Annotated in this window: 20 protein-coding genes; 15 read left to right on the forward strand and 5 right to left on the reverse strand. The window is 30.3% G+C overall.

What is annotated here, in order from left to right; genetic code table 11:
- Positions 1 to 85: 85 nt before the first annotated feature.
- Positions 86 to 2,329 carry a ribonuclease R family protein gene (locus ITB9_RS11330; RefSeq protein WP_054852321.1) on the reverse strand — a complete coding sequence of 748 codons (2,244 nt, stop codon included), beginning with the start codon at positions 2,327 to 2,329 and terminating at the stop codon, positions 86 to 88.
- A 703-nt stretch (positions 2,330 to 3,032) separates the two neighbouring features.
- On the opposite strand from ITB9_RS11330, the gene rpiB reads away from it, so the two are divergent.
- From rpiB to ITB9_RS11345, 3 genes are read left to right on the forward strand one after another with little or no spacing between them, the layout of a single operon-like run.
- Entirely contained in the window at positions 3,033 to 3,467 is a 435-nt protein-coding gene (gene rpiB, locus ITB9_RS11335; protein WP_054852322.1) for a ribose 5-phosphate isomerase B, read from the forward strand.
- Between the two features lie 3 nt (positions 3,468 to 3,470).
- Positions 3,471 to 4,388 carry a cation diffusion facilitator family transporter gene (locus ITB9_RS11340; protein WP_054852323.1) on the forward strand — a complete coding sequence of 306 codons (918 nt, stop codon included), beginning with the start codon at positions 3,471 to 3,473 and terminating at the stop codon, positions 4,386 to 4,388.
- 22 nt (positions 4,389 to 4,410) lie between these two features.
- Complete coding sequence (locus ITB9_RS11345) at positions 4,411 to 4,860, forward strand: GNAT family N-acetyltransferase (RefSeq protein ID WP_054852324.1); 450 nt, start codon at positions 4,411 to 4,413, stop codon at positions 4,858 to 4,860.
- Positions 4,861 to 5,190: 330 nt separating this feature from the next.
- Here ITB9_RS11345 and ITB9_RS11350 read toward each other — a convergent pair whose 3' ends face one another.
- Genes ITB9_RS11350 through ITB9_RS11365 form a run of 4 tightly spaced genes read right to left on the reverse strand, consistent with a single transcriptional unit; the run spans position 5,191 to position 8,954 of the window.
- Positions 5,191 to 6,069 (reverse strand): OmpA family protein, encoded by an 879-nt coding sequence (locus ITB9_RS11350; RefSeq protein ID WP_054852325.1) that lies wholly within the window; start codon positions 6,067 to 6,069, stop codon positions 5,191 to 5,193.
- Between the two features lie 46 nt (positions 6,070 to 6,115).
- Positions 6,116 to 7,750, reverse strand: a complete 1,635-nt coding sequence (locus ITB9_RS11355) for a S41 family peptidase (protein WP_054852326.1) — start codon at positions 7,748 to 7,750, stop codon at positions 6,116 to 6,118.
- 17 nt (positions 7,751 to 7,767) lie between these two features.
- On the reverse strand, positions 7,768 to 8,130 hold the full coding sequence (gene rnpA, locus ITB9_RS11360; protein ID WP_054852327.1) for a ribonuclease P protein component: 363 nt from the start codon (positions 8,128 to 8,130) through the stop codon (positions 7,768 to 7,770).
- Positions 8,131 to 8,141: 11 nt separating this feature from the next.
- Entirely contained in the window at positions 8,142 to 8,954 is an 813-nt protein-coding gene (locus tag ITB9_RS11365; protein WP_028288876.1) for a LexA family transcriptional regulator, read from the reverse strand.
- A 341-nt stretch (positions 8,955 to 9,295) separates the two neighbouring features.
- On the opposite strand from ITB9_RS11365, the gene ITB9_RS15645 reads away from it, so the two are divergent.
- From ITB9_RS15645 to ITB9_RS11420, 12 genes are all read left to right on the forward strand, one after another.
- Positions 9,296 to 13,093 carry a hypothetical protein gene (locus ITB9_RS15645; RefSeq protein WP_187294268.1) on the forward strand — a complete coding sequence of 1,266 codons (3,798 nt, stop codon included), beginning with the start codon at positions 9,296 to 9,298 and terminating at the stop codon, positions 13,091 to 13,093.
- A 148-nt stretch (positions 13,094 to 13,241) separates the two neighbouring features.
- Positions 13,242 to 15,236 carry a hypothetical protein gene (locus ITB9_RS11375; protein ID WP_054852328.1) on the forward strand — a complete coding sequence of 665 codons (1,995 nt, stop codon included), beginning with the start codon at positions 13,242 to 13,244 and terminating at the stop codon, positions 15,234 to 15,236.
- A 2-nt stretch (positions 15,237 to 15,238) separates the two neighbouring features.
- Entirely contained in the window at positions 15,239 to 15,820 is a 582-nt protein-coding gene (locus ITB9_RS11380) for a hypothetical protein (RefSeq protein WP_054852329.1), read from the forward strand.
- A 62-nt stretch (positions 15,821 to 15,882) separates the two neighbouring features.
- Positions 15,883 to 16,293 (forward strand): hypothetical protein, encoded by a 411-nt coding sequence (locus ITB9_RS11385; protein WP_148638443.1) that lies wholly within the window; start codon positions 15,883 to 15,885, stop codon positions 16,291 to 16,293.
- 183 nt (positions 16,294 to 16,476) lie between these two features.
- Positions 16,477 to 17,151, forward strand: coding sequence for an EndoU domain-containing protein (locus ITB9_RS15850; RefSeq protein WP_261975631.1), 675 nt, complete (start codon positions 16,477 to 16,479; stop codon positions 17,149 to 17,151).
- A 4-nt stretch (positions 17,152 to 17,155) separates the two neighbouring features.
- On the forward strand, positions 17,156 to 17,518 hold the full coding sequence (locus tag ITB9_RS11395) for a hypothetical protein (RefSeq protein WP_054852331.1): 363 nt from the start codon (positions 17,156 to 17,158) through the stop codon (positions 17,516 to 17,518).
- 389 nt (positions 17,519 to 17,907) lie between these two features.
- Positions 17,908 to 18,258, forward strand: coding sequence for a hypothetical protein (locus ITB9_RS11400; RefSeq protein WP_054852332.1), 351 nt, complete (start codon positions 17,908 to 17,910; stop codon positions 18,256 to 18,258).
- A gap of 386 nt (positions 18,259 to 18,644) precedes the next feature.
- On the forward strand, positions 18,645 to 19,175 hold the full coding sequence (locus tag ITB9_RS15855; protein WP_261975632.1) for an EndoU domain-containing protein: 531 nt from the start codon (positions 18,645 to 18,647) through the stop codon (positions 19,173 to 19,175).
- Positions 19,176 to 19,186: 11 nt separating this feature from the next.
- A complete protein-coding gene (locus ITB9_RS11410; RefSeq protein WP_148638445.1) occupies positions 19,187 to 19,522 on the forward strand; it encodes a hypothetical protein in 336 nt (111 codons plus the stop codon).
- A 160-nt stretch (positions 19,523 to 19,682) separates the two neighbouring features.
- A complete protein-coding gene (locus ITB9_RS15650; protein WP_162874881.1) occupies positions 19,683 to 19,835 on the forward strand; it encodes a hypothetical protein in 153 nt (50 codons plus the stop codon).
- The gene (locus ITB9_RS11415) at positions 19,825 to 20,370 is read left to right on the forward strand and encodes an EndoU domain-containing protein (RefSeq protein WP_082396183.1); all 546 of its coding nucleotides are present in this window, start codon (positions 19,825 to 19,827) and stop codon (positions 20,368 to 20,370) included. The genes ITB9_RS15650 and ITB9_RS11415 overlap by 11 nt, the downstream gene beginning before the upstream one ends.
- A gap of 4 nt (positions 20,371 to 20,374) precedes the next feature.
- The gene (locus tag ITB9_RS11420; protein ID WP_054852335.1) at positions 20,375 to 20,698 is read left to right on the forward strand and encodes a hypothetical protein; all 324 of its coding nucleotides are present in this window, start codon (positions 20,375 to 20,377) and stop codon (positions 20,696 to 20,698) included.
- Positions 20,699 to 20,867: the final 169 nt, after the last annotated feature.

The raw sequence follows: 20,867 nt of genomic DNA on the forward strand, positions 1-20,867 counted from the left end.
TTTAACGTTTTGTAAAATAAAAAATGTACCACTTACTAAAGGGTTAGTGATACATTTAATTTGTACTTATTAACAATAAAATATGTTATTCTTGGTACTTACCAATCAATTCAAAATCTAGGTGACGCTTTTCTAAATCTGCATTTTTAACTTTTACAATAACCTCATCACCAAGTTGATACATAATTTTAGTTTCACGTCCAATAATAGCATATTGGTCCTGGTCAAACTCAAAATAATCACCTTTAACATCTCTTATTCTTACCATACCTTCACACTTGTTAGAGATAATTTCTATATAAATTCCCCAATCTGTTGCTCCAGAAATAACACCAACAAACTCTTCGTCTTGATGGTCTTGCATAAATCTAATTTGCATGTATTTAGTCGAGTCACGTTCCGCTTTTGTTGCTAAATACTCCATGTTACTACAATGCTTACAGATTTCTTCATAAGTTTCTGCACTGACCGATTTTTCACCATCTAAATAGCGTTGTAATAATCTATGTGCAATAACGTCTGGATAACGTCTAATTGGTGATGTAAAATGAGAATAATCTCCAAATGCTAAACCGTAATGACCTATATTACTGGTAGTATACTCAGCTTTAGACATGGTTCTAATTGCTAAAGTATCGACTAAATTTTGTTCTTTTTTACCTTGTACATCTGTTAATAACTTGTTTAAAGCACCAGCTATATCACCACCACTTTTAAAGTCTAATTTGTGACCAAATCTAGATACAACGCTTTGTAAAGATGCTAGTTTACTTTCGTCTGGCTCATCGTGTACACGATAGATAAACGTTTTTGGTGGTTTCATTTTAGATACAAACTCTGATACTTTTTTATTAGCAAGTAACATAAACTCTTCAATAAGCTTATTTGCATCTTGACTGGTTTTAAAATGTACTCCTATTGGGTTAGCCTCTTCATCTAAAGAAAATTTAACCTCAACTTTATCAAAACTAATGGCACCAGATCGCATACGTTGACTTCGCATTTTTTTGGCTAATTGATCTAATTTTAAAACTGCTTGTGCAATTTCTGGTGTGGTTTTATAAGCTGTACCATCCAATGCAACTTCTGTTGGAATATTGGTATCAATTTTTTCTGGATTAGAAATAATTTGAGCTTTATTAAATGCAACGTTATTTTCAATAATTGCCTGAGCTTCTTCATAAGCAAAACGTGCATCACTGTAAGTTACAGTACGACCAAACCATTGGTCTTTAATTTCGGCTTTATCGTTAATTTTAAAAACTGCTGAAAAGGTATATTTTTCTTCGTTTGGACGTAATGAACAAGCACCATTTGATAAAATTTCTGGTAACATTGGTACTACTCTATCTACTAAATACACAGAGGTTGCACGTTCATAAGCCTCGTCATCAAGGACAGTACCTTCTTTTAAATAATGCGATACATCTGCAATATGAATACCGATTTCATACAAACCATTATCTAAAACCGTAAAAGATAAAGCATCATCAAAATCTTTTGCATCTTTTGGATCGATAGTAAAGGTTAAATCTTGACGCATATCGCGACGTTTAGCAATTTCTTCTGGTAAAATATTTAAATTAATATTATTAGCATACTCCTCTACCTCTGTAGGAAACTCGTATGGTAAACCGTATTCTGCTAAAATAGAGTGTATTTCAGTATTATGTTCTCCAGCTTTACCTAAAACTTTAATTACTTTTCCGTTTGGTGAATCTGCTTTATCTGGCCAATCTAACATTGTAACAACCACTTTATCACCATCTTGGGCTTTTAGTGTTTTGTTAATAGGTACAAAAATGTCAGTTTTCATTTTATTACCATCTACTACTACAAAAGCAAAATTCTTTTTATCATGTATTTGAATAGTCCCAACGTACTCTGTTTTAGCACGTTTAATAATATTGGTAATTTCGCCTTCAAGTTTACCTTGTTTTCTGCGTTTGTAAACGTATAATTCTACTTCATCTCCATCTAATGCTTTATTAACATTGTTAGAAGCTATATAAATATCGGTTTCAAAAGCATCACAAATTACGTAACCGTTGCCACGTTGTGCAGCATCAAAGATACCTGTATGATACTCAGTATTAACAACAGCTTTAAATTTACCACGATCTACTTCTTCTATCTCGTCTTTAGCTTTAAGCTGTGCTAATTTTTTAATTATCTGATTGCGACTACTAGCATCGTTAACTCCTAATTTAGAAGCTATTTGCTTATAGTTAAATGTTTTAGTTCTTTCTTTTTTTAAAATACTAAGAATTGTATTTGTAAGGTTGGAAATCTTGTTATGTGACGGTTTCCTTTTTTTCTTTTTTGTCATTTAAATTTTAATCTAATTGAATTTCTTAAAGTTAATCGAAATTCTGTTATTATTAACTTAATAGAGAAGAAGTGAAGATATTAAGTTTATACAAAGCTACGTTTTTAATATTAAATCAAAATTAAACTAATATTAAATTTAAATTTTAGAGTTATTCACATATATACTATATATCATTTATTTCTTTTAAAATTTTAAAAAAAAATTGATGTTTATTATTGCTTGTTAATAACGGTATAACTTTTTTAGATTTTGATTTGTTTGTGTAGTTTAAGCAGTCTATTAACAAGTTATTAAATATTTAAACCCTTAATTTTAAAGGTAGTTAAGTAGGCTATTAACAATTGTTAATAACAAGTATTAACGGTTAATTATTAATAACTATAAAAAAAATAACAGTTAAAAATTGACAATTAAGTGCTAATAACTTTACAAAAAATTAAGGTTAACTTATTTGCATGTTAATTAAATGTTAGGGATTGTAAAATTTTATGACTTATCCTAATAAAAGTTTTCAAAAACAATCAAGAGATATTAACAAGTAATCAAGATATAAACACATAGTAGTTAACAATTATAAAAAAACTGCTGATTTTATGATGTTTACACAAAACTACGTTTTATCAATAAGTTAATACCTATTACTTATTATTACTTGTAATCAATTATTAACTTTGAAAACTTAAATAACAACACAACTACTATGACAATAGCAATAGGTAATGATCACGCAGGAACAGATTATAAATTTGAAATCCTTAAACATTTAAAATCAAAAGGTTACATTGTTAATAACTATGGGACAGATGCAAACGATAGTGTTGACTATCCAGATTTTGTACATCCAGTAGCAGATGATGTAGCAAACAATAAAGCCGAATTTGGAATTTTAATTTGCGGTAGTGCAAATGGTGTAGCTATGACAGCCAATAAACATCAAAAAATAAGAGCAGGAATTTGCTGGACTAAAGAGATTACAGAGTTAACAAGACAGCATAATAATGCTAACATTATATGTATTCCAGCACGATATACATCTGTACAGCAAGCTATTACAATGGTAGATACGTTTTTAGAGACTAAGTTTGAAGGAGGACGTCATCAAAATCGTGTCGATAAAATACCAGTAAATTGTTAATAAATGAGTCGTAGTCACTCACATAACCACACACACAGTGTAAAAGATTTAAAAGGACGTAATTTAATTATATCCATATTTTTAAACATACTTATAACTGTATCACAGGTTATTGGAGGACTAATTTCTGGTAGTTTAGCCTTATTAAGTGATGCATTACATAATTTTAGTGATGTTGTCTCTTTAATTGTTAGTTACATTGCTAACAGGTTATCTAAAAAAGAAGCCTCATTACAACGTACATTTGGATTTAAACGTGCCGAAATTCTGGCAGCATTCATAAATTCTGCTACCCTAATAATAGTTGCTATTTTATTAATAATAGAAGCTGTAAAACGTATACAACATCCAGAACCAATACAAAGTAACTTGGTTATTTGGTTAGCTTTATTAGGTATTTTAGCTAATGGTTTTAGTGTATTATTACTAAAACAGGACAGCCAAACTAACATGAATATGCGAAGTGCTTATTTACACTTATTAACAGACATGTTAGCAAGTGTTGCTGTACTTGTAGGAGGTGTACTAATGCAATTTTATCAAATATATTGGGTAGATAGTTTACTAACCTTAGCTATAGCTATCTACCTAATTTGGATGGGATTTGATTTATTAAAACAATCTACAAAAGTCCTGATGTTATTTACACCAGACACAATACCTGTAGATCAAATTGTAGAGCAAATTAACGCTTTCGCGGAAATTAAAAGCGTACATCATATACATGTTTGGCAATTAAATGAAAACGAAATCCACTTAGAAGCACATATTGATTTTAACAAAAACATTACTTTAACCCAATTTGATGCTATTCTTCAAGACGTTGAAGTTTTATTATTTAAAAAGTTTAAAATTAACCATGTTAATATCCAACCAGAATTTGGTAAAGATGATCCTAAAGACATCATTGTACAAGATTAAAAAAAACTATACATAATTATTAATGATACATATTACTACTAAAACGTTTGACCAATTAACAACTACAGAACTTTATAATTTATTACAATTACGCAGTCAAGTCTTTGTTGTAGAGCAAGACTGTGTCTATCAGGATCTTGATGGAAAAGATAAAAAGGCATTACATGTTTTAGGTATTAAAGATCAAAAAATAGTGGCTTACACACGTATATTTAAACCAGGAGATTATTTTGAGTTTTCAAGTATAGGACGTGTCGTTGTTGATAACTCTCAAAGACAGCATAAATATGGTTATGATATCATGACAGCATCTATTAATGCTATAAAAGAGTATTATAATACCACAAAAATAAAAATATCTGCACAGTGTTATTTAAAACGCTTTTATAATAATTTACAGTTTTTTGAAATAGGTGAAGAATACTTAGAAGACGGTATACCACATATTGCCATGATATATGATAAAAAATAAAAACCGCTTCGGCACGAAGCGGTTTTTAATAAGAAGGTTAAACAACTAAAATAACCTTACTTAGAAATATATTTTTAAAAAATGATAATTTGTAAATTTTGGTGATTTTTAAAATCAAGCGCAAACATACGATGTACTTAATATTTTATATAAATTATTAGTCCAAAATCACTAATTATAGGTTTAATGGTTTTATATTAAGTAATATGTAATTTCTTACGCTATAATTAAGCTATAAACAAGTAGTATCTAATGTTTTAAAAATAGTGTGTGAGTATAAAAAAAGTGACTTATTAAAGTCACTTTTTAGTTTGTTAACATTACTATTTTTTAGTCAGCTTGGCCAACATAAGTAATTAAAATTTCTACACGTCTATCCAATTCTGGAGCACCTCCTAACGGAAATTTACGACGCATACCAACGTATTTCATTCGTTTTTTATCTACACCTTTTCTTGCTAAATAGTCATAGATATATTTTGCTCTAGCTACAGATAAGTTTCTTTTTTTCGTCTTTTTATCAATAGCATCACGACTCATTTGTGTACAACAGACATGACCTTGAATGGTAAAGTAAATGTTCTTTTTTTCTAGCATTATTTTAGCTAGTTTTTCTAAAGTCTTTTTAGATTCTGACGTTACATAACTATAACTTGTCTTGAAGTAAATTTTATCTAAGGTAATCTTATCTCCTTTTTTTATAGTGCCTTCAGCTATATCTTTAGTCGTTTTAGGACCTTTATTTATTGGTTTATCTTCAATAACTTCTTCTTGAGTAATTACCGGAGTTTCTTTAATAACTTCAGGTTGTAATGGTGTGACAATAATTTCAACTTTACGATTTAAGCCTCTTATTTTATGAACCTCATTTTCATTTAAAACTTTTAATAAAATTTCACCTTTACCATTGACATTAGTAATAAGATTTTCGTCTATTCCGTAGCCAGAAAATAATTGTTTTATGGTATTGGCTCTGTTTTGAGAAAGCTCTAAATTATAGTCGTTGCTACCTCTATCATCTGTAAAACCATAGATAGATATTTTTTGAATAGGAATACTATCTAGGTTAGAAATAAATAATAATATACGGTTTTCTTCTGTTAAGGGTACATCGTATTCGTCTGTGTTAAAATAAACATCATGTGTTAATTCGCTTTGCGAAAAAACAAATGTTGTACTTAATAATAAAAATAATAAAAAGTGCTTCATAACTTTAATCTAGCATTAAATATACCAAAGCTTTATTTATAGCTATTTAATTTAAATATCTGTTGTATTTAGATAGGTTTGATAAAATCTCATTAGCTGTTTTAATTTCTTCGTTGTGTATTTTATAATACTCATAAAGACCTTCTCTGTAAACATAGCGTTTAACAATTTCATCAGTTAATAAATTAATTAATTGTGATTTATTATCCTGAACAGCTTTAGCTTTGGAGTTGTCTAAATTTGTAATTAAAGTTTGGTAGTCTTTGTTAATATCGTCGTCTAAATTTTCGGTTTTAGAGACTTCTAAAGCCTTTTTAAGTGCTTTCTCAGTTTCTGTTTCAAACTTAAATCCAGAAGTGTTTAAATAGCTTTTAAAGGCGTTAAAATCTGAGTCTTTTAGTTTAAATGTATTAATATCTGAAATTTTATGAGTGTAGTAATATTTTGTTGCAAAATCAAATATGCTTTGACTACCTAAAATAGCATCTGTTATAGCTGTATTTTTAGTCACTTCTATTGCTTCATCAGGAAAAACGCCACCTCCATCAAAAACTTTTCGACCATTTTTAGTTTTAAATACGTTATAATTTTCTTGTTTAACACGTACTGCATTTCCGTTATTATCTCTATTCCAGTAATCTAATGCTTGAATACAACGACCAGAAGGCGTGTAATATCTAGATATAGTCACCTTTAATTGTGTACCATAGGTTAGTTTTTTTGGACGCTGTACTAAACCTTTACCAAAGCTTCTAGAACCTACTATGACTGCACGATCTAAATCTTGTAATGTACCAGAGACAATCTCTGAGGCTGATGCACTACGACCATTAATTAAAACAACAACAGGTATATCTGTATCTATTGGTTCTTTTTTAGTATAGTAAGTTTGATTGTATTTTTTAACTTTAGATTTTGTGGTTACTACCAGTTGACCTTTTGGTACAAATAGGTTAACAACATTTACAGCTTCGTTAAGTAATCCACCAGGATTACCTCTTAAATCTAAAATAATTTGCTTTGCGCCTTGAGCCTTTAAATCTTTTAAAGCATAAGCTGTTTGAGACGATGCTTTTGCATTAAACTTTTGTAAAACTATATATCCAGTTTGCTTATTAACCATAGAAAAATGAGGTACTGCATTTATCTCTATTTCTGATCGTGTTAGCGTTGTATTTTTAGTATCTCCTTGGCGTGTGTAAGTAACTTCTAATTTAGAGTTTGAAGCTCCTTTTAATAAGTTTGAAGCATCACCATCATAACCAGCTACATTTACACCATTAACAGCAATAATTTGGTCTCCTGCTTTTAAACCAGCTTTGTCTGCAGGATAGTCTTTATAAGGCTCTATAACTACAAGTTTATCTTTTAAAGTTCTGATACGTGCACCAACACCAGTGTAATCTCCAGTACGTCTAATACGCTCTGCTTCTACATCTTGCTCGTTATAAAACTTTGTATATGGATCCAAATCGTTTAGCATATTTTTAATGGCATTATCCATTAAATCTGCAGGATTTGTATCGTCTACATAATTCATATTCAACTCTTTAAAAAGGGTTGTGAATATTTCTATTTGTTTAGCAATTTCAAAAAAATTGTTATTAAAAGCTGATCCTGTAAATAGTATTACTGCAGCAAAAATTGGAATTAAAATACGTTTTTTAAATAGGTGTTTCATTATAATATTTTGCTTTACTAATTAGGTAATTGGTCTATTAGTTTAGATAATAATTTTTTCATTTTAGTATCAACCAACTTAAAATCAGGTATTTCTTTACTAATATATAAAATCATTAACGTGTAATTGTCAATTTTATGGTCTATTAACATACTTTTATTAAGTCTGTAAGCTTCTCTTAGTAGTCGTTTTACACGAATTCTGTCCACAGCTTTTTTAAAGTTTCGTTTACTAGCCGAAACACCAACCTTTAAACCATGTTCATTTTTCTTATACACTAATCGCAAAGGATATGCCGAAACCGATTGACCTTCGGCAAATAATTGCTCGATTGCCTTTTGGCTTTTAAGTTTTTCGTGTTTATTAAATGTTAAACGCATTTAATTAAAATTTAATTTTTTAAAGTTTTAGTTTTAACAGCTTCCTGAAGTTCTACTAATTTACTTTCTAGTTCATGTAATCTATCATAAACATCAACAGGTTCTGGCATTTGTTTGGAGGCAAACATGGTGACATACCAAACTTCCATAATATCTTCTGCATCTATTGTATATGTTGGATAATTTCCGTCCTTATTGTCACTTTTTAAAATTAGTTTTCCACGTGCTTCAATACGGTTAATTACACGTTTTAAGACAATACCATCATTTTTACTTACAATAACGTAAACGCGACCATCTTTAATATCGTTTAGATGCTCTATATATTTACCAAATACTAAATCGCCATCAAAAAATGTACGTACCATAGAGTTACCTTTTACTTCAAAGCATCTAAAAGTACCATTATTTAGTTGTGGCATGTTAAAAGAGGGCAAAGTCTCGATAAATTCGCTATCTCCATAACCATCCAAATAACCTGCTCTTGCTTTTACAGGTACATAAATTACATTTTCTTCATTTTCTTGATTAACCGAAATAACTTGAGGGACTCCAGAATATGTTTGAATTTGTGTGACATCCTGTTTTAGCATCACGTCACTTTTTCCAAATAAATAATCTGGGTTTATATTAAATTCGTCTATAATAGCACTTAGTACATCATAACCAGGTTTTGTTTTTTTTCGTGAGCCATCATCTTGAGGACGTCCATTAACAATACTATCTATAGTAGTTCCAGTTACACCAATACGTTTTGAAAACGCATAATTATTAAGTTTAAAATGGTTGATAATTTCGGTAATCTTTTCATCTATCTGTTTCATAGCCCAAAAAATATAGTATTAAAACTTTTTACAAAATATATTGTAAAATGTTTGTATTGATTTGTAAAATGTTGTATTTTTGTTTCGTTAATGAATTGCTAATATACAAAATTATATAAAAATCAAACATTTGTATGAATTTTAATTGACAAATACTAGATTTTTAAAAGTAATTTCTTTAAAAATTAAAAAATTAGCGATAATATTTAATAAAATGTTAGAATGACTCAAATTTTTATGTCTTAAGTAATTAAGGCTTGATTAAGGTAAACCTGTTAGAAAAGCGAAACGACAACAGTGTTCTTAATTGAACCATTATTAATTAAAAAAAACATTAAAAAATGAGTACAAAAATTAAAAATACGCTTTTCAGATTTGTATCTATGAGAGCTCCAGAATTAACTGATGAGAGCAAACAAACAGAGCGTTTTATTTTAAGAGGTGAAAATATCCTTAAAGGAGATTTTGAGGCGGTTATCTCTAGTCTTTATAAAGGCGCTTCTAAATGGCAAGCTTTAAATGCAGTAGCTCAAACTTTTAAGCCATTATCTCTAGAAAAAATTAAATCTATTGACAGTAAATTATATGAGTTTTCAGTTTGGATTGCAAAAAACAAACAGTTTTTATCAGAAAAAGATCTTGAATTAAAAGCTGAAGGTGTTTCCGTTATTAGTGATAATAAAATCTTAGGTCAATTATGGGATAATCTATTTTATCAGATTTTAACCCAAAAAGAGTTTTATGTTAAAGAAGTAATTATACAGCTTTTAACAGCTAACCACTTTTTAACAAACTATAAAACCCCTGATTTTGAATTTGCTAAAACATTATTAACCGCTAAAGTAGTACTTCCTAAATCACTTTTTGTTGATGATATAGTTGATCAAACAGCTACAGTAGCAAAAACTTTAGTAGCATCAAAAACTGTAGTAACGACGCCTACAGAGCAAATGGTTAAGCAACAAGTTGTAGCACAAGCCGAACTTGAAAATCAAAAACTTACTGAGCTTTCTAAACAATTAAAGCGTGTTGAAAAAGCATACCAAAAAGAGTATGATATTGCTTTAGAATCTGCAGAAAAAAATCATCAGAAAGAAATTAAGCCAATTTTAGATCAGTATACTAAAGACGTTGAGGAAGCAAAACAAAAATGGTGTAGTATTAAAGACCCAAATGTAGATTATGATCCAAACGATCCGTGTAATCAGCCAAATACTGTAGCTCAACCAGAATTACCAGAATTTGAGTTTAGTTTTAGAAACCAATTAGATTATAAATATTTAGAAACTAAATTAAGTGCTTCCAATTTTGAAACATTAACAGAATTAATGGCTGTTAAATCTGATGCTTTAGATGATCTTAATTTTGAAACATTACCAGAATTAGCGGTTCTTAAAACATCAGTTTTAAGTAATTCTACAGTGCGTATTGATGAAGAATCGTATAATTATTTTGTAGAAGATTATGAAGGTTTTGTAGATATTGATGGGCATATTGTAGATGTCATCTCAGAGAATAACGAGGTAATAGCAGATAATACTGCAGAAGACCAAACAACATTAGTTAGTATTGGTGGAGTAGTTGTTTCGGTTAACACAACAAGTCAATCACCTATTTTTACTTATCAATTATGTACTAAACCAGCAAAGAAAAGACTATTTTTTGCGTCTAAGTTTAACTCAGATTTATCAATTGTTGTTCCTGATAATTCCTGGAATGTATCCAATTTTGATTACACAGTACAAAGAACAGATACTGATTTTACAAACAACGGACAAGCATCTTATGTTTTGTCTAAAATTGGTAATACTGTATTTATTAAAAACATCAATATTGGATTGCCTGTATTAGCAGACCAACCAAAAATTGTCTCGTTTTCTGGTACAATTACGTTTACTAATGGAGTTGTAAAATCGTTTACAGTCCCAGAATTTAGTTTAACACAATGTACTTCTGGTGTGTTAGATGGTCAGATAGCTACAGGTGATGATGATGATATTGTAAATCCAGCAACGTCTAATCAAACCCCTTTTGTCCCAACAGGTTTTGGTGTTAAACAATTAGGTATTGCAGATTATAATAAAGTTGAACAAACAACTCAAGGGTATATTGAAGGAGATGTAGCACACATTGAAAACATTATGGCACGCGAGTTTAAAGAGCGAAGCACAAGACGTTTACGTAGTAAAGAAGATACGTTTACAACTTCTTCCGAGTCTGAAAAAGAACAATTAACAGATACAACGTCAACAACTCGTTTTGAAATGCAAAGCGAAGTAGCTAATGTTATTGCTAATAGTAAGGATTTTTCTGCAGGAGCCAGTGTTAATACCCATTATGGAAATGAAAATATAGGTGTGCAATTAGGTGTGAATGCCAACTACGCAACTCATAATTCTAAAGAAGAAAGCACGCTTCAAGCAGTGACTAACTCTAAAGACATTACAGAACGTGCATTAGACAGAATAGTCTCTAAAGTTAAAGAAGAACGTATTGAAAAAATTGTGGAAGAGTTTGAAGAAAACAACTCACATGGTTTTGATAATCGTAAAGGAGACAAACATGTAGTTGGGGTTTTTAGATGGATAGATAAATTATATAAAAATCAAGTGGTTAACTATGGTAAACGTTTGATGTTTGAGTTTATGGTACCGCAACCAGGTAAACTTCATTTGTTAGGTATGGCAGAAAACGCTATTCAGGAAGAAAGTACTTTAATTGAGCCTATTGACCCAAGAAAAGCAACAGTTAACACATTAAACAATTACTCTAAGGTTAATGATACAACATTAAAATATTGGGCAAGTAAGTATAATGTTGAGATCTTACAAAAACCAATGAAAAACACAGAGATTTCAAAAGCATTTGATGGAAGAGATTCTGCTTTTGGAGGGAAAGATGATGGTAAAATTCAAATTGTTTCTGGTAATGGAGAATTAGATATACCTGAAAACTACGTGGTTAAAAGTGTTGATTATGTTTTTGGGACTTATCCACATAATTTTGGTGGTGCACATCAGGCTTATCTTACTGTAGCAGGAAAAAGTTCGACTTGGATTATAAATAGATATAGTACAATGAAACAGGGTTCAATAACTGGTTTAAATATTGAAAGAAAATTATCATATTCTTTTGCAACAGGAGAAAGCCCTATTGTTTCAGGGAGTATAAATGCAAAATGCGAATTAACAACAGAAGCAGAAATAAAATGGCAACAAGAAACCTTTAAAGCTATTATTGATGCTTACCAAGATACTTTAGCAGATTATAACGACAAACTAGCTGAAGAAAAAGCATCAGGAATTGAAATTAAAGGAACAAATCCAGGATTTTATCGTGAGTTTGAAAACAAGATTTTACGTAAAAATTGTATGTCTTATTTAATAGATCAAAATCCAGGCGCTAAAAACACCTATGGTAAATCTGATTTATTCAGAACCAACAATGGTGGTGAAGAAACATTTGCAAATACAGAAGTAAAAGTCAATGCAGTTTTAGATAATTACGCAGCATTTGTAAAGTTTATGGAACAAGCATTTGAGTGGGATATCATGTCTTATAACCTGTATCCTTATTATTGGGGAAATCGTCAAGATTGGTCAAGCTTATATCAGTATGACGAGTCTAACGACCCATTATTCCGCAATTTCATGCAAGCTGGTATGGCAAGAGTGGTTGTAACCGTAAAGCCAGGATTTGAAGAAGCAGTACGTTATTACATGCAAACAGGACAGATCTGGAATGGTGGAGAAGTACCAGTAATCGAGGACGAGTTGTACCTGTCTATTGTAGACGAGTTACGTCAACCAGAAGGCGAAAAACTAGGAAAAGCCTGGCCAACACGCGTGCCAACAGCATTAACCATTTTGCAAGCACAAAGTATAGGTTTAAAAGTTAATAAAGCGTTACCATTTAATGACGATTTATCTGACTTTGAAAACCCAGACGAGGTGCCACAATCTGACCAGTTTGAGCTTAATGATGCAGAAATTGGTATTGCAGAAAGTGATGGAGAAAGACATATCGAAAACATCGATATTGTAGATGGCAAGCTTCAGTTAAATACTGACGATAGTCCAAGACAAGTTGTTGCACAAATCTCTATAGAAGCGCTTAAAAACGCAATAGAACAGGTGTAACACAATAACAACCTTATCCTTTTATTACATGCATCAAGCCAGACTTGAAGCAATAAAAAATCCTTCCGCTCTCTAATTAAAGCAGAGCGGAATAGGGTAAGTTTTGTTTAAAAACAACTTATTGTTTAATAATTAAAAACAAGAAAATATGTTCGCATACCAATATGCAGAAAACAACTTTAACTATGCGTATAAAGGCAATTACAATAATATTTTCCTTTATAACGATAGTAAACCCAAGAGGTTTGAAGTTATAAAAAATGATAATGAATCTTCAGAGATAGTTTATATACCAGTAGAAATTGATACTGATAATCCAGAATATGTTAAAGTTTTAGAGTACGAGTGGTTCAATCAAGCAGAAGATTTTTTTAAGCCTTCTTTTGAGTCTAATAAACCAAAAGTGTTTACCACTTTAATGTTTGATTATTTATTAAAACAAGGATATATACAAGAAACAGGTTCAGAAAAAATATACCAACCTGTTGGTTATATCGATGTGTTACCACAAGAGCTATTTATTTATAACGGTACGCATTACATTTCTACGTTTATATCTACAATTAATGATGTTGCTATAGATGAAGTGATAGTTTCAGCAAGTGCTTATCCAAAACCTGTAAAACCGTTTTTAGATTTTGACGACGCTTTAGATAAAACAGACAACCAACTTATAGTTATGGTATCTAGTAATGGTGCAAAAATAGACCATGCCTATATAGAAACTACAGAAGTAAATCCAAACGAGTTGGTTTTGTATATAGAAGACAAACAAGACTCAAACCTATTTGGAAGCTCTGTAAGAGTTAGGTCTGGATCAAATTTTAGCAATTTAGAAGGTAGCCAAAAAAGCACTATTAGTAGGCTACTAAAAGCTATGGATTTAGATATTAACAGACAGGATATTATAGACGTTATTAAAAAGCACCTTCAAGATAAAAAAAATAAAAGCGACGTGGTTTATTATCTTAAAAGAGGTTTCTTTTTTGGGTATAAAATAGTTTCTGTAGCTGTAAATGTACCTAGTAAAATTATTAGCGAAGCAGTAGGGCTTTTAATTAAAGGTGTAGAGTATTTAAAAATTGAAGACAACCACTGGAAGTATTATAATACAGATGGCACAAAAAACGATAACTACGATAGCTTTTTACCATTTGATACTGCTATAGACAAGCTAGAAAAAAATAACGATTTTATTAATGCAGCATCCAATAAAATAGATAATTATTTAGATACTATTAAGACTAAATTAGAGGTTACTCTACAAAGTATAGATAATCGTGTTGATAGCTATTTAAAAAACTTTACCAAATACATTTTTAAAGCACTTAAAACGCTTAAAAAAGCCATAGCAGAGGTTTTAAAAAAAGTAACAGAAAGCACCAAAGACTTTTTAATATTTATAAACGCGTTAGTCGTTGGGCTTATTAATAGCCTGTTAGATACAGTGTTATTTATTTTAGGTGTCGCAAAAGCCTTGTTTAACCCAGATTTACAAGATGAGGCAGTAGCGAACCTTACTTTTAACACCAAAGCCACATTATCTATGTTTTTGGAGGTGTTAGAAAATGGAGTAGATATTATCATAACCTTTATTTCTCAAAAGGTATTAGGTGGTATTATTAAGTTTGTAACACAGGTGTATGGCTTAATAACCAACCCAAGTAAAGCAAGTTTAGATTTTACTTTACCAAAAGCAGACCAAGTAGGTTATTTTATAGGTGCAATTGTTGGTTTTATTGTAGAAGAGGTCATTGGTGCTATGCTAACATTGGGTACATATAACGCTTTTAAAGCATCGCAATTAGTGTACACTAGCATGAAAAACGCGTTTAAAAGCGTAGTAAAAACAACCAAAAAAGCAGCAAACACAATAGGCGATTTAGCAAAAACAGGTGTTGTAAAAATTATAAACCTAATGGATGTTATAAAAGATTTTATTACTAAATTACCTCAGTATTTAGATGATCTGGTAGAGTGGTTAAAATCTAAAATACTAACAGCCAAAGCGTTTTTAGATGATGCCTACCGTAAGCATTTTAAAGAAAGCATACGTAAACAGCTAGAAAAACTAGGCATACGTCCCACAAAGTTTGATGAGGCAACAGATACGTTCACTTTTTGTCCAATTAAAAGTGTATAGTTATGTGTTATCAATATAAACCAAAAGGGGTAAGAAAAACAGGAGACATCACAATAAATGATGTAGCAGTAGCAAAAAACTTAACAGACAAAGAGTATGTTAAGTTTATAAATGACGCAACAGAGGAAGCATCTAAAAAAGGCATGACTCTTGAGAAGTATTTGGATGAGTTAGTCGATTTGGTTAAAAAAAACAAGTTACGAAACAAGAGGTTAGTAAAGTTATACAGGGTTCAAGGTGGAAAAGTACCGAATGCTAGTAGACATCGTTTTGTTTTAAAAAACAATAAATTGAAGATTGATGGTGACTCTCGTTTATATGTCACTTTCAAAGATGAAAACAGGGTTCTAGAGTATTGGGTTAAAAGAGGAGATTCTGCGGAATTATTTACTGCAGATGTTAGTGAAGAATTCTTTAATAAAATTATTAAAGATACGGTTAAGCAATCAAGAGGAAAGGAATTTCCGTTAAAACCCCAATATGGAGACGCCTCAAAAACTGATTTCTCTATTGGTTTACCAAAAAATTATTTTGATGAACTTTTAGAAAATATGGTTAATATAGAAATACTTAAATTTGAATAATTATGAAAGAAATAGATAGAATAGATAATTATATTAAAGGAGAATCACTAAATGATTCTAAGTTGGTCCTTACTATCAGAGATATTGATAACCCTGAGATTGTTTTAGAAAAAGCTAAAGAAATTATGAAAATAATTTCTCAATATGCATACACCAACACATGGCTAAATGACGAAGAATGGAAAACAACATTACCCGTTTGGTTTGTTGAAAGCATGACCTTAAAAACGAGCGAAGATAGAGATAGAGATGATAATCTTTGGCATTTTGAATCTTGGATTGAAAGCATGTATCATAGAGCATGGGAGTGGTATAGTTCAAAAACCTCGGATAGCTCTATTGAGATAACAATAAAACTATTAAATATCCCTTTTATTTTCGAGCAATTTTTATATATTTTCTATGCTCAAGGAATTCCAATGGATAAGATGAGCGATAAAGATGATATTTATGGCTTTACTCAGTACGGTTAATCTGATAACTTCTTTACATTACATAGCGCGATTAGCATTTAATTATAAGCCACAGATTTTAATTGTGGCTTTTGTATTTTAAATAAGCATCCGCAAACGTTTAGAAAAGCTTGGCATACGACCCTCAAAGTTTGATGAGGCAACAGATACCTTCACTTTTTGTCTAATTAAAAGTGTTTAGTTATGTGTTTTCATCATAAACCCAAAGGGAAACGAAAAACTGGAGACGTCATGGTAGGTGACGTTGCAGTAACCAAAAACTTAACAGAAAAACAGTATGCTAAGTTTTTAGAAGAAGCAACAGAGGAAGCCACTAAAAAAGGCATGACTCTTGAGAAGTATTTGCAAGAGATAGCAGAGAAGATTAAATTAAGAGGAGCAGCTTTAGCAAAATATTTAAGCAAGTTTGAAAAGAAATTTCATAAACATTTTGATGGAGAAATTGTTGTAGGTAAATGGAGCAAAAGAGATAATACTCCAACATTTTGGATAAAAGGAGCTCACAATCACACAATAAACGGTAGTAAAATAAATATTAAAACAATTAGAAAGCCAAGAGGCGTAAAGTTTGATAATTTACTAGACGACTTACCGTTTATTGCTAATGTAGAATTGCGATATAGTAATAGACTTATACCAAAACAAAAAATCTCAAGTTTTTTTCCAAAAAACTGGGATATACAAAGAATTAAAGAAGAAGTTGCTTTGATCTTTGATGATTTAGTAGGCACAGGAAAAGATTTTTCTAAACCCCCTTTTAAATTTATAGGAAAATCAAGTGACGGGACATTTGAAATATTAATAGAGTTTGATAAATTTGGAAATATTACCAACGCTTATCCAAATATAAAAATATAAAACAATGGAATATAAATTTAAAAAATATGATATTAGTTCTCCAAATATTAAAAACAAAACATATTCGTTTGGAATTGACTATGATACACTAAGACAGGAAGAAGAAACATTATTTGAAATTAACTCCCATGCTTGGACACCACAAAGCATTCAAGAATTAATTGAAACCTGTACAAATGTTGAAGGCGAAAACACAATTGATTATCAAGTAGATCATGGTAATTTAGGGCTTATTATTGATAAAGACGAAGTTGCTTTTTTTAACTTACTAGAATCTGAAAAAGAAACAGAAGATTTTACTTGGTCAATTGATAAGTTTATAAATTTTTTAAATGATTTTAAAAAGTTTGTAGAACAGAATAGTTAATATAAACCCAAGCTAGCGCTAGTCTGTGACGAGTGACGTTAAAGATTAGTAAACAAAAAAAGCTACAGTTTAATTACTGTAGCTTTTGTACTTTATAAAAGTATTTGGTTAAAATACTTACTGTTGTGTGCACTCGTTAAAAACGAGCGCCAACGAGGGGAAGTGTTTTCTAAAACAGCAAATTCAAGTATATTTCCAAAAAATTGGAGTTATGAGCGAATACAATAGGAAGTTGCTTGGGTTTATCAAAATACTGTAGCGAAAGGAGTTGGATTAAAAAAAACAATTAAAGATATCTCTTAGTATGAGGCTATATCAACTAGTGGGTTTCAAATTAAAAATGTTAAAATAATTAACGCTCACCCTATTAACTTATAAATTAAATTATTATGAATTATAAATTTTATAAAAAAACAATTGATACAACTGGAACAGTTTATTTTTTAGTTGAATCACAAGAAATAATATCAAATTTTGATTTTACACTAAAGAGCTTTAATCAAATTAATGAAATCATAGACGGAGTAGAAAGAGGTAAAACAAAACCTAAAGAAAACGCTTATCAGTGGGCAAATGAGGATATATATGTTATAAGTAATGAAAATGGATTGTTTTTAATAGATCTTATGGCTCAAAGAGCAGGAGAAACAGACCAAGACAAATTAGGTTTACAACTTACACATCAAGAGTTTATTCAATTTCTGCAAGACTTTAAAAATTTTGTAGAACAAAATAGTTAATTAAAACTTTTTAATATTAGCAAAGCTACAGAGTAATCTGTGGCTTTTTTTATTTAGTATTTAGATAATCTGGTAGAGTGGTTAAAATCCAAACTACTAACAGCCAAAGCGTTTTTAGATGATGCGTATCGTGGATATTATAGCGCAAGCATACGCAAACGTTTAGAAAAACTAGGCATACGACCCTCAAAGTTTGATGAGGCAACAGATATCTTCACTTTTTGTCCAATTAAAAGTGTTTAGTTATGTGTTATCAATATAAACCATAAGGTGTAAGAAAAACTGGAGACATCATAATAGATGATGTAGCAATAGCAAAAAAATTAACAGAAAAACAGTATGCTAAGTTTTTAGATGACGCAACAGAGGAAGCCACTAAAAAAAGCATGACTCTTGAGAAGTATTTGCAAGAGATAGCAGAGAAGATTAAATTAAGAGGAGCAGCTTTAGCAAAATATTTAAGCAAGTTTGAAAAGAAATTTCATAAACATTTTGATGGAGAATTAGTAGCAGTAAAATTTAATGACGGTTCAATTGCTTATTATAAAATGGCTGGCGCACACAACCATGAGAAAATAGGTGAAGTTTTTGAAATTATTGCTATTAGAAAACCACCTGGAGTAAAGTTTAAAAATTTACCGGACGATATACCTTTTAAAGCTAATGTAGAAATGATTGTAGATGGTGTAAAATATACAAAAAAAGCGACCTCTACATTATTTCCAAAAAATTGGGATATTAATAGAGTAAAAGAAGAAATTGCATTGGTTTATGATGACCTTGTTAAATCAGGGAAAGATTTTTCTAAATTTCCTTATAAACACAAAATAATGAATAGCGAAGAAACTTTTGAAATATTAATTGAATTTGATGAGTTTGGAAATTTAACTAATGCATATCCTTGGATAAAAAATTAAACAATATTATTATGAAATACAAATTTAGTACAAAGCCATTTGGTTGGAGTGGAGATTTTGGTGTTGATTATGAATCATTACCAGATATTGAGAAAAAATTAAGTGAAATAGGTAGTAATCATTGGACTCCTAAAAACATACAAGAAATTATAGATGAATCTAATAAATTAGAAGACGAAGAGGATTACACTTACCAAGTAGAAGGAAGTGATTTTTTTATAGCTGTAAAAAAAGCAGAAGTTTTAATGTGGGCAAGAGGTAGCGAAACGCCAGATATTACATGGTCGTTTCAAAAATTCATTAGTTTTATGAAAGAATTTAAAAAATTCGTAGAACTAAACAGTTAGTTAAAACTATTTAAGATCAGCAAAAGCTACAGCGTAAACTGTAGCTTTTTGATTTTAAACAAAGCATACGCAAACGTTTAGAAAAACTAGGCATACAACCCTCAAAGTTTGATGAGGCAACAGATACTTTCACTTTTTGTCCAATTAAAAGTGTATAGTTATGTGTTTTAAAAATCAATTACAAGGAAAACGAAAAACAGGAGACGTCATGGTAGGTGATGTTGCAGTAGCAAAAAACTTAACAGAAAAACAGTATGCTGAGTTTATAGAAGAAGCAACAGAGGAAGCCTTTAAAAAAAGGCATGACTCTTGAGAAGTATTTGGATGAGTTGGTAGAGGCTAAAGGAATCATTAAATTGATTACTGACAATGTAATTCAACATGCAAAAAAAGGAGAATTTGCTCTTCCTGGAAATCCTAAATTAAGTACATTACCTGGTAAAATGAAATCAGGAGGGCATGGACAGTCTAATTTGGATTTTTTAGTAGAAATTGGACGTGGGTATAAAATTGAGCATACATTTGAAAATGGTGTACGAATTGGTAGTGTGGATAAGCACAAACATAATATTAAAAAGATGGTCGACGGAAAAGTTGTTACAGGACAGTCTTGGTTTCCGAAACATTGGGATGATGTTAAGATAAAAAAAGCATTTGAATATGTTATTGAAAAAAACACTAAAGCTTTCCAAAAATTAAAAGATGGTCCTCCTCCTTTGTTTGATGTATATGACGAAGTTAGAGTAGGTGTGTTAAAAACAAAAGGGAAACCCGCAACTATATTTCCTGACAATGCTTTACAGCCTAGAAAAAACAGTAAAAAATTTGAATCAAACCCATTTAAATAATATTATGAATTCATTATTGAAAAAAATTAAAGAAGATGTGCAATATATGGAAAACACGCATGTAAACGATCCAAAAACGATGGTGCTTTTAGATGAAATAGAGTTGTTGCTGACTAAAGAGCCTCAACAAACAGTATCTGTTTTAAAAGAATTAGATTTATCATCAATTGAGTGGATTTGTTCTACTTTTGAAGCTTTATCATATAAATTGCTTAGTAAAGATTTTATAGATTGTTTAGATGAGTTATTAATAAAATTCAATCCAAATATTAATGCATTTAAAGATGAAGTTCAGGAAGCAAAAGATTGTTATTATGATAATCTATAAAGATTTTATTTAGGATTTTAACAATTGTATACTCAAGCTAGCGCTAGTCTGTGACGAGTGACGTTAAAGATTAGTAAACAAAAAAAGCTACAGTTTGATTACTGTAGCTTTTGTACTTTATAAAAGTATTTGGTTAAATAGTTACTGTTGTGTGTACTCGTTACAAACG

It is taken from the genome of Olleya sp. ITB9 (assembly GCF_001315805.1).
GTDB classification, from domain to species: domain Bacteria; phylum Bacteroidota; class Bacteroidia; order Flavobacteriales; family Flavobacteriaceae; genus Olleya; species Olleya sediminilitoris.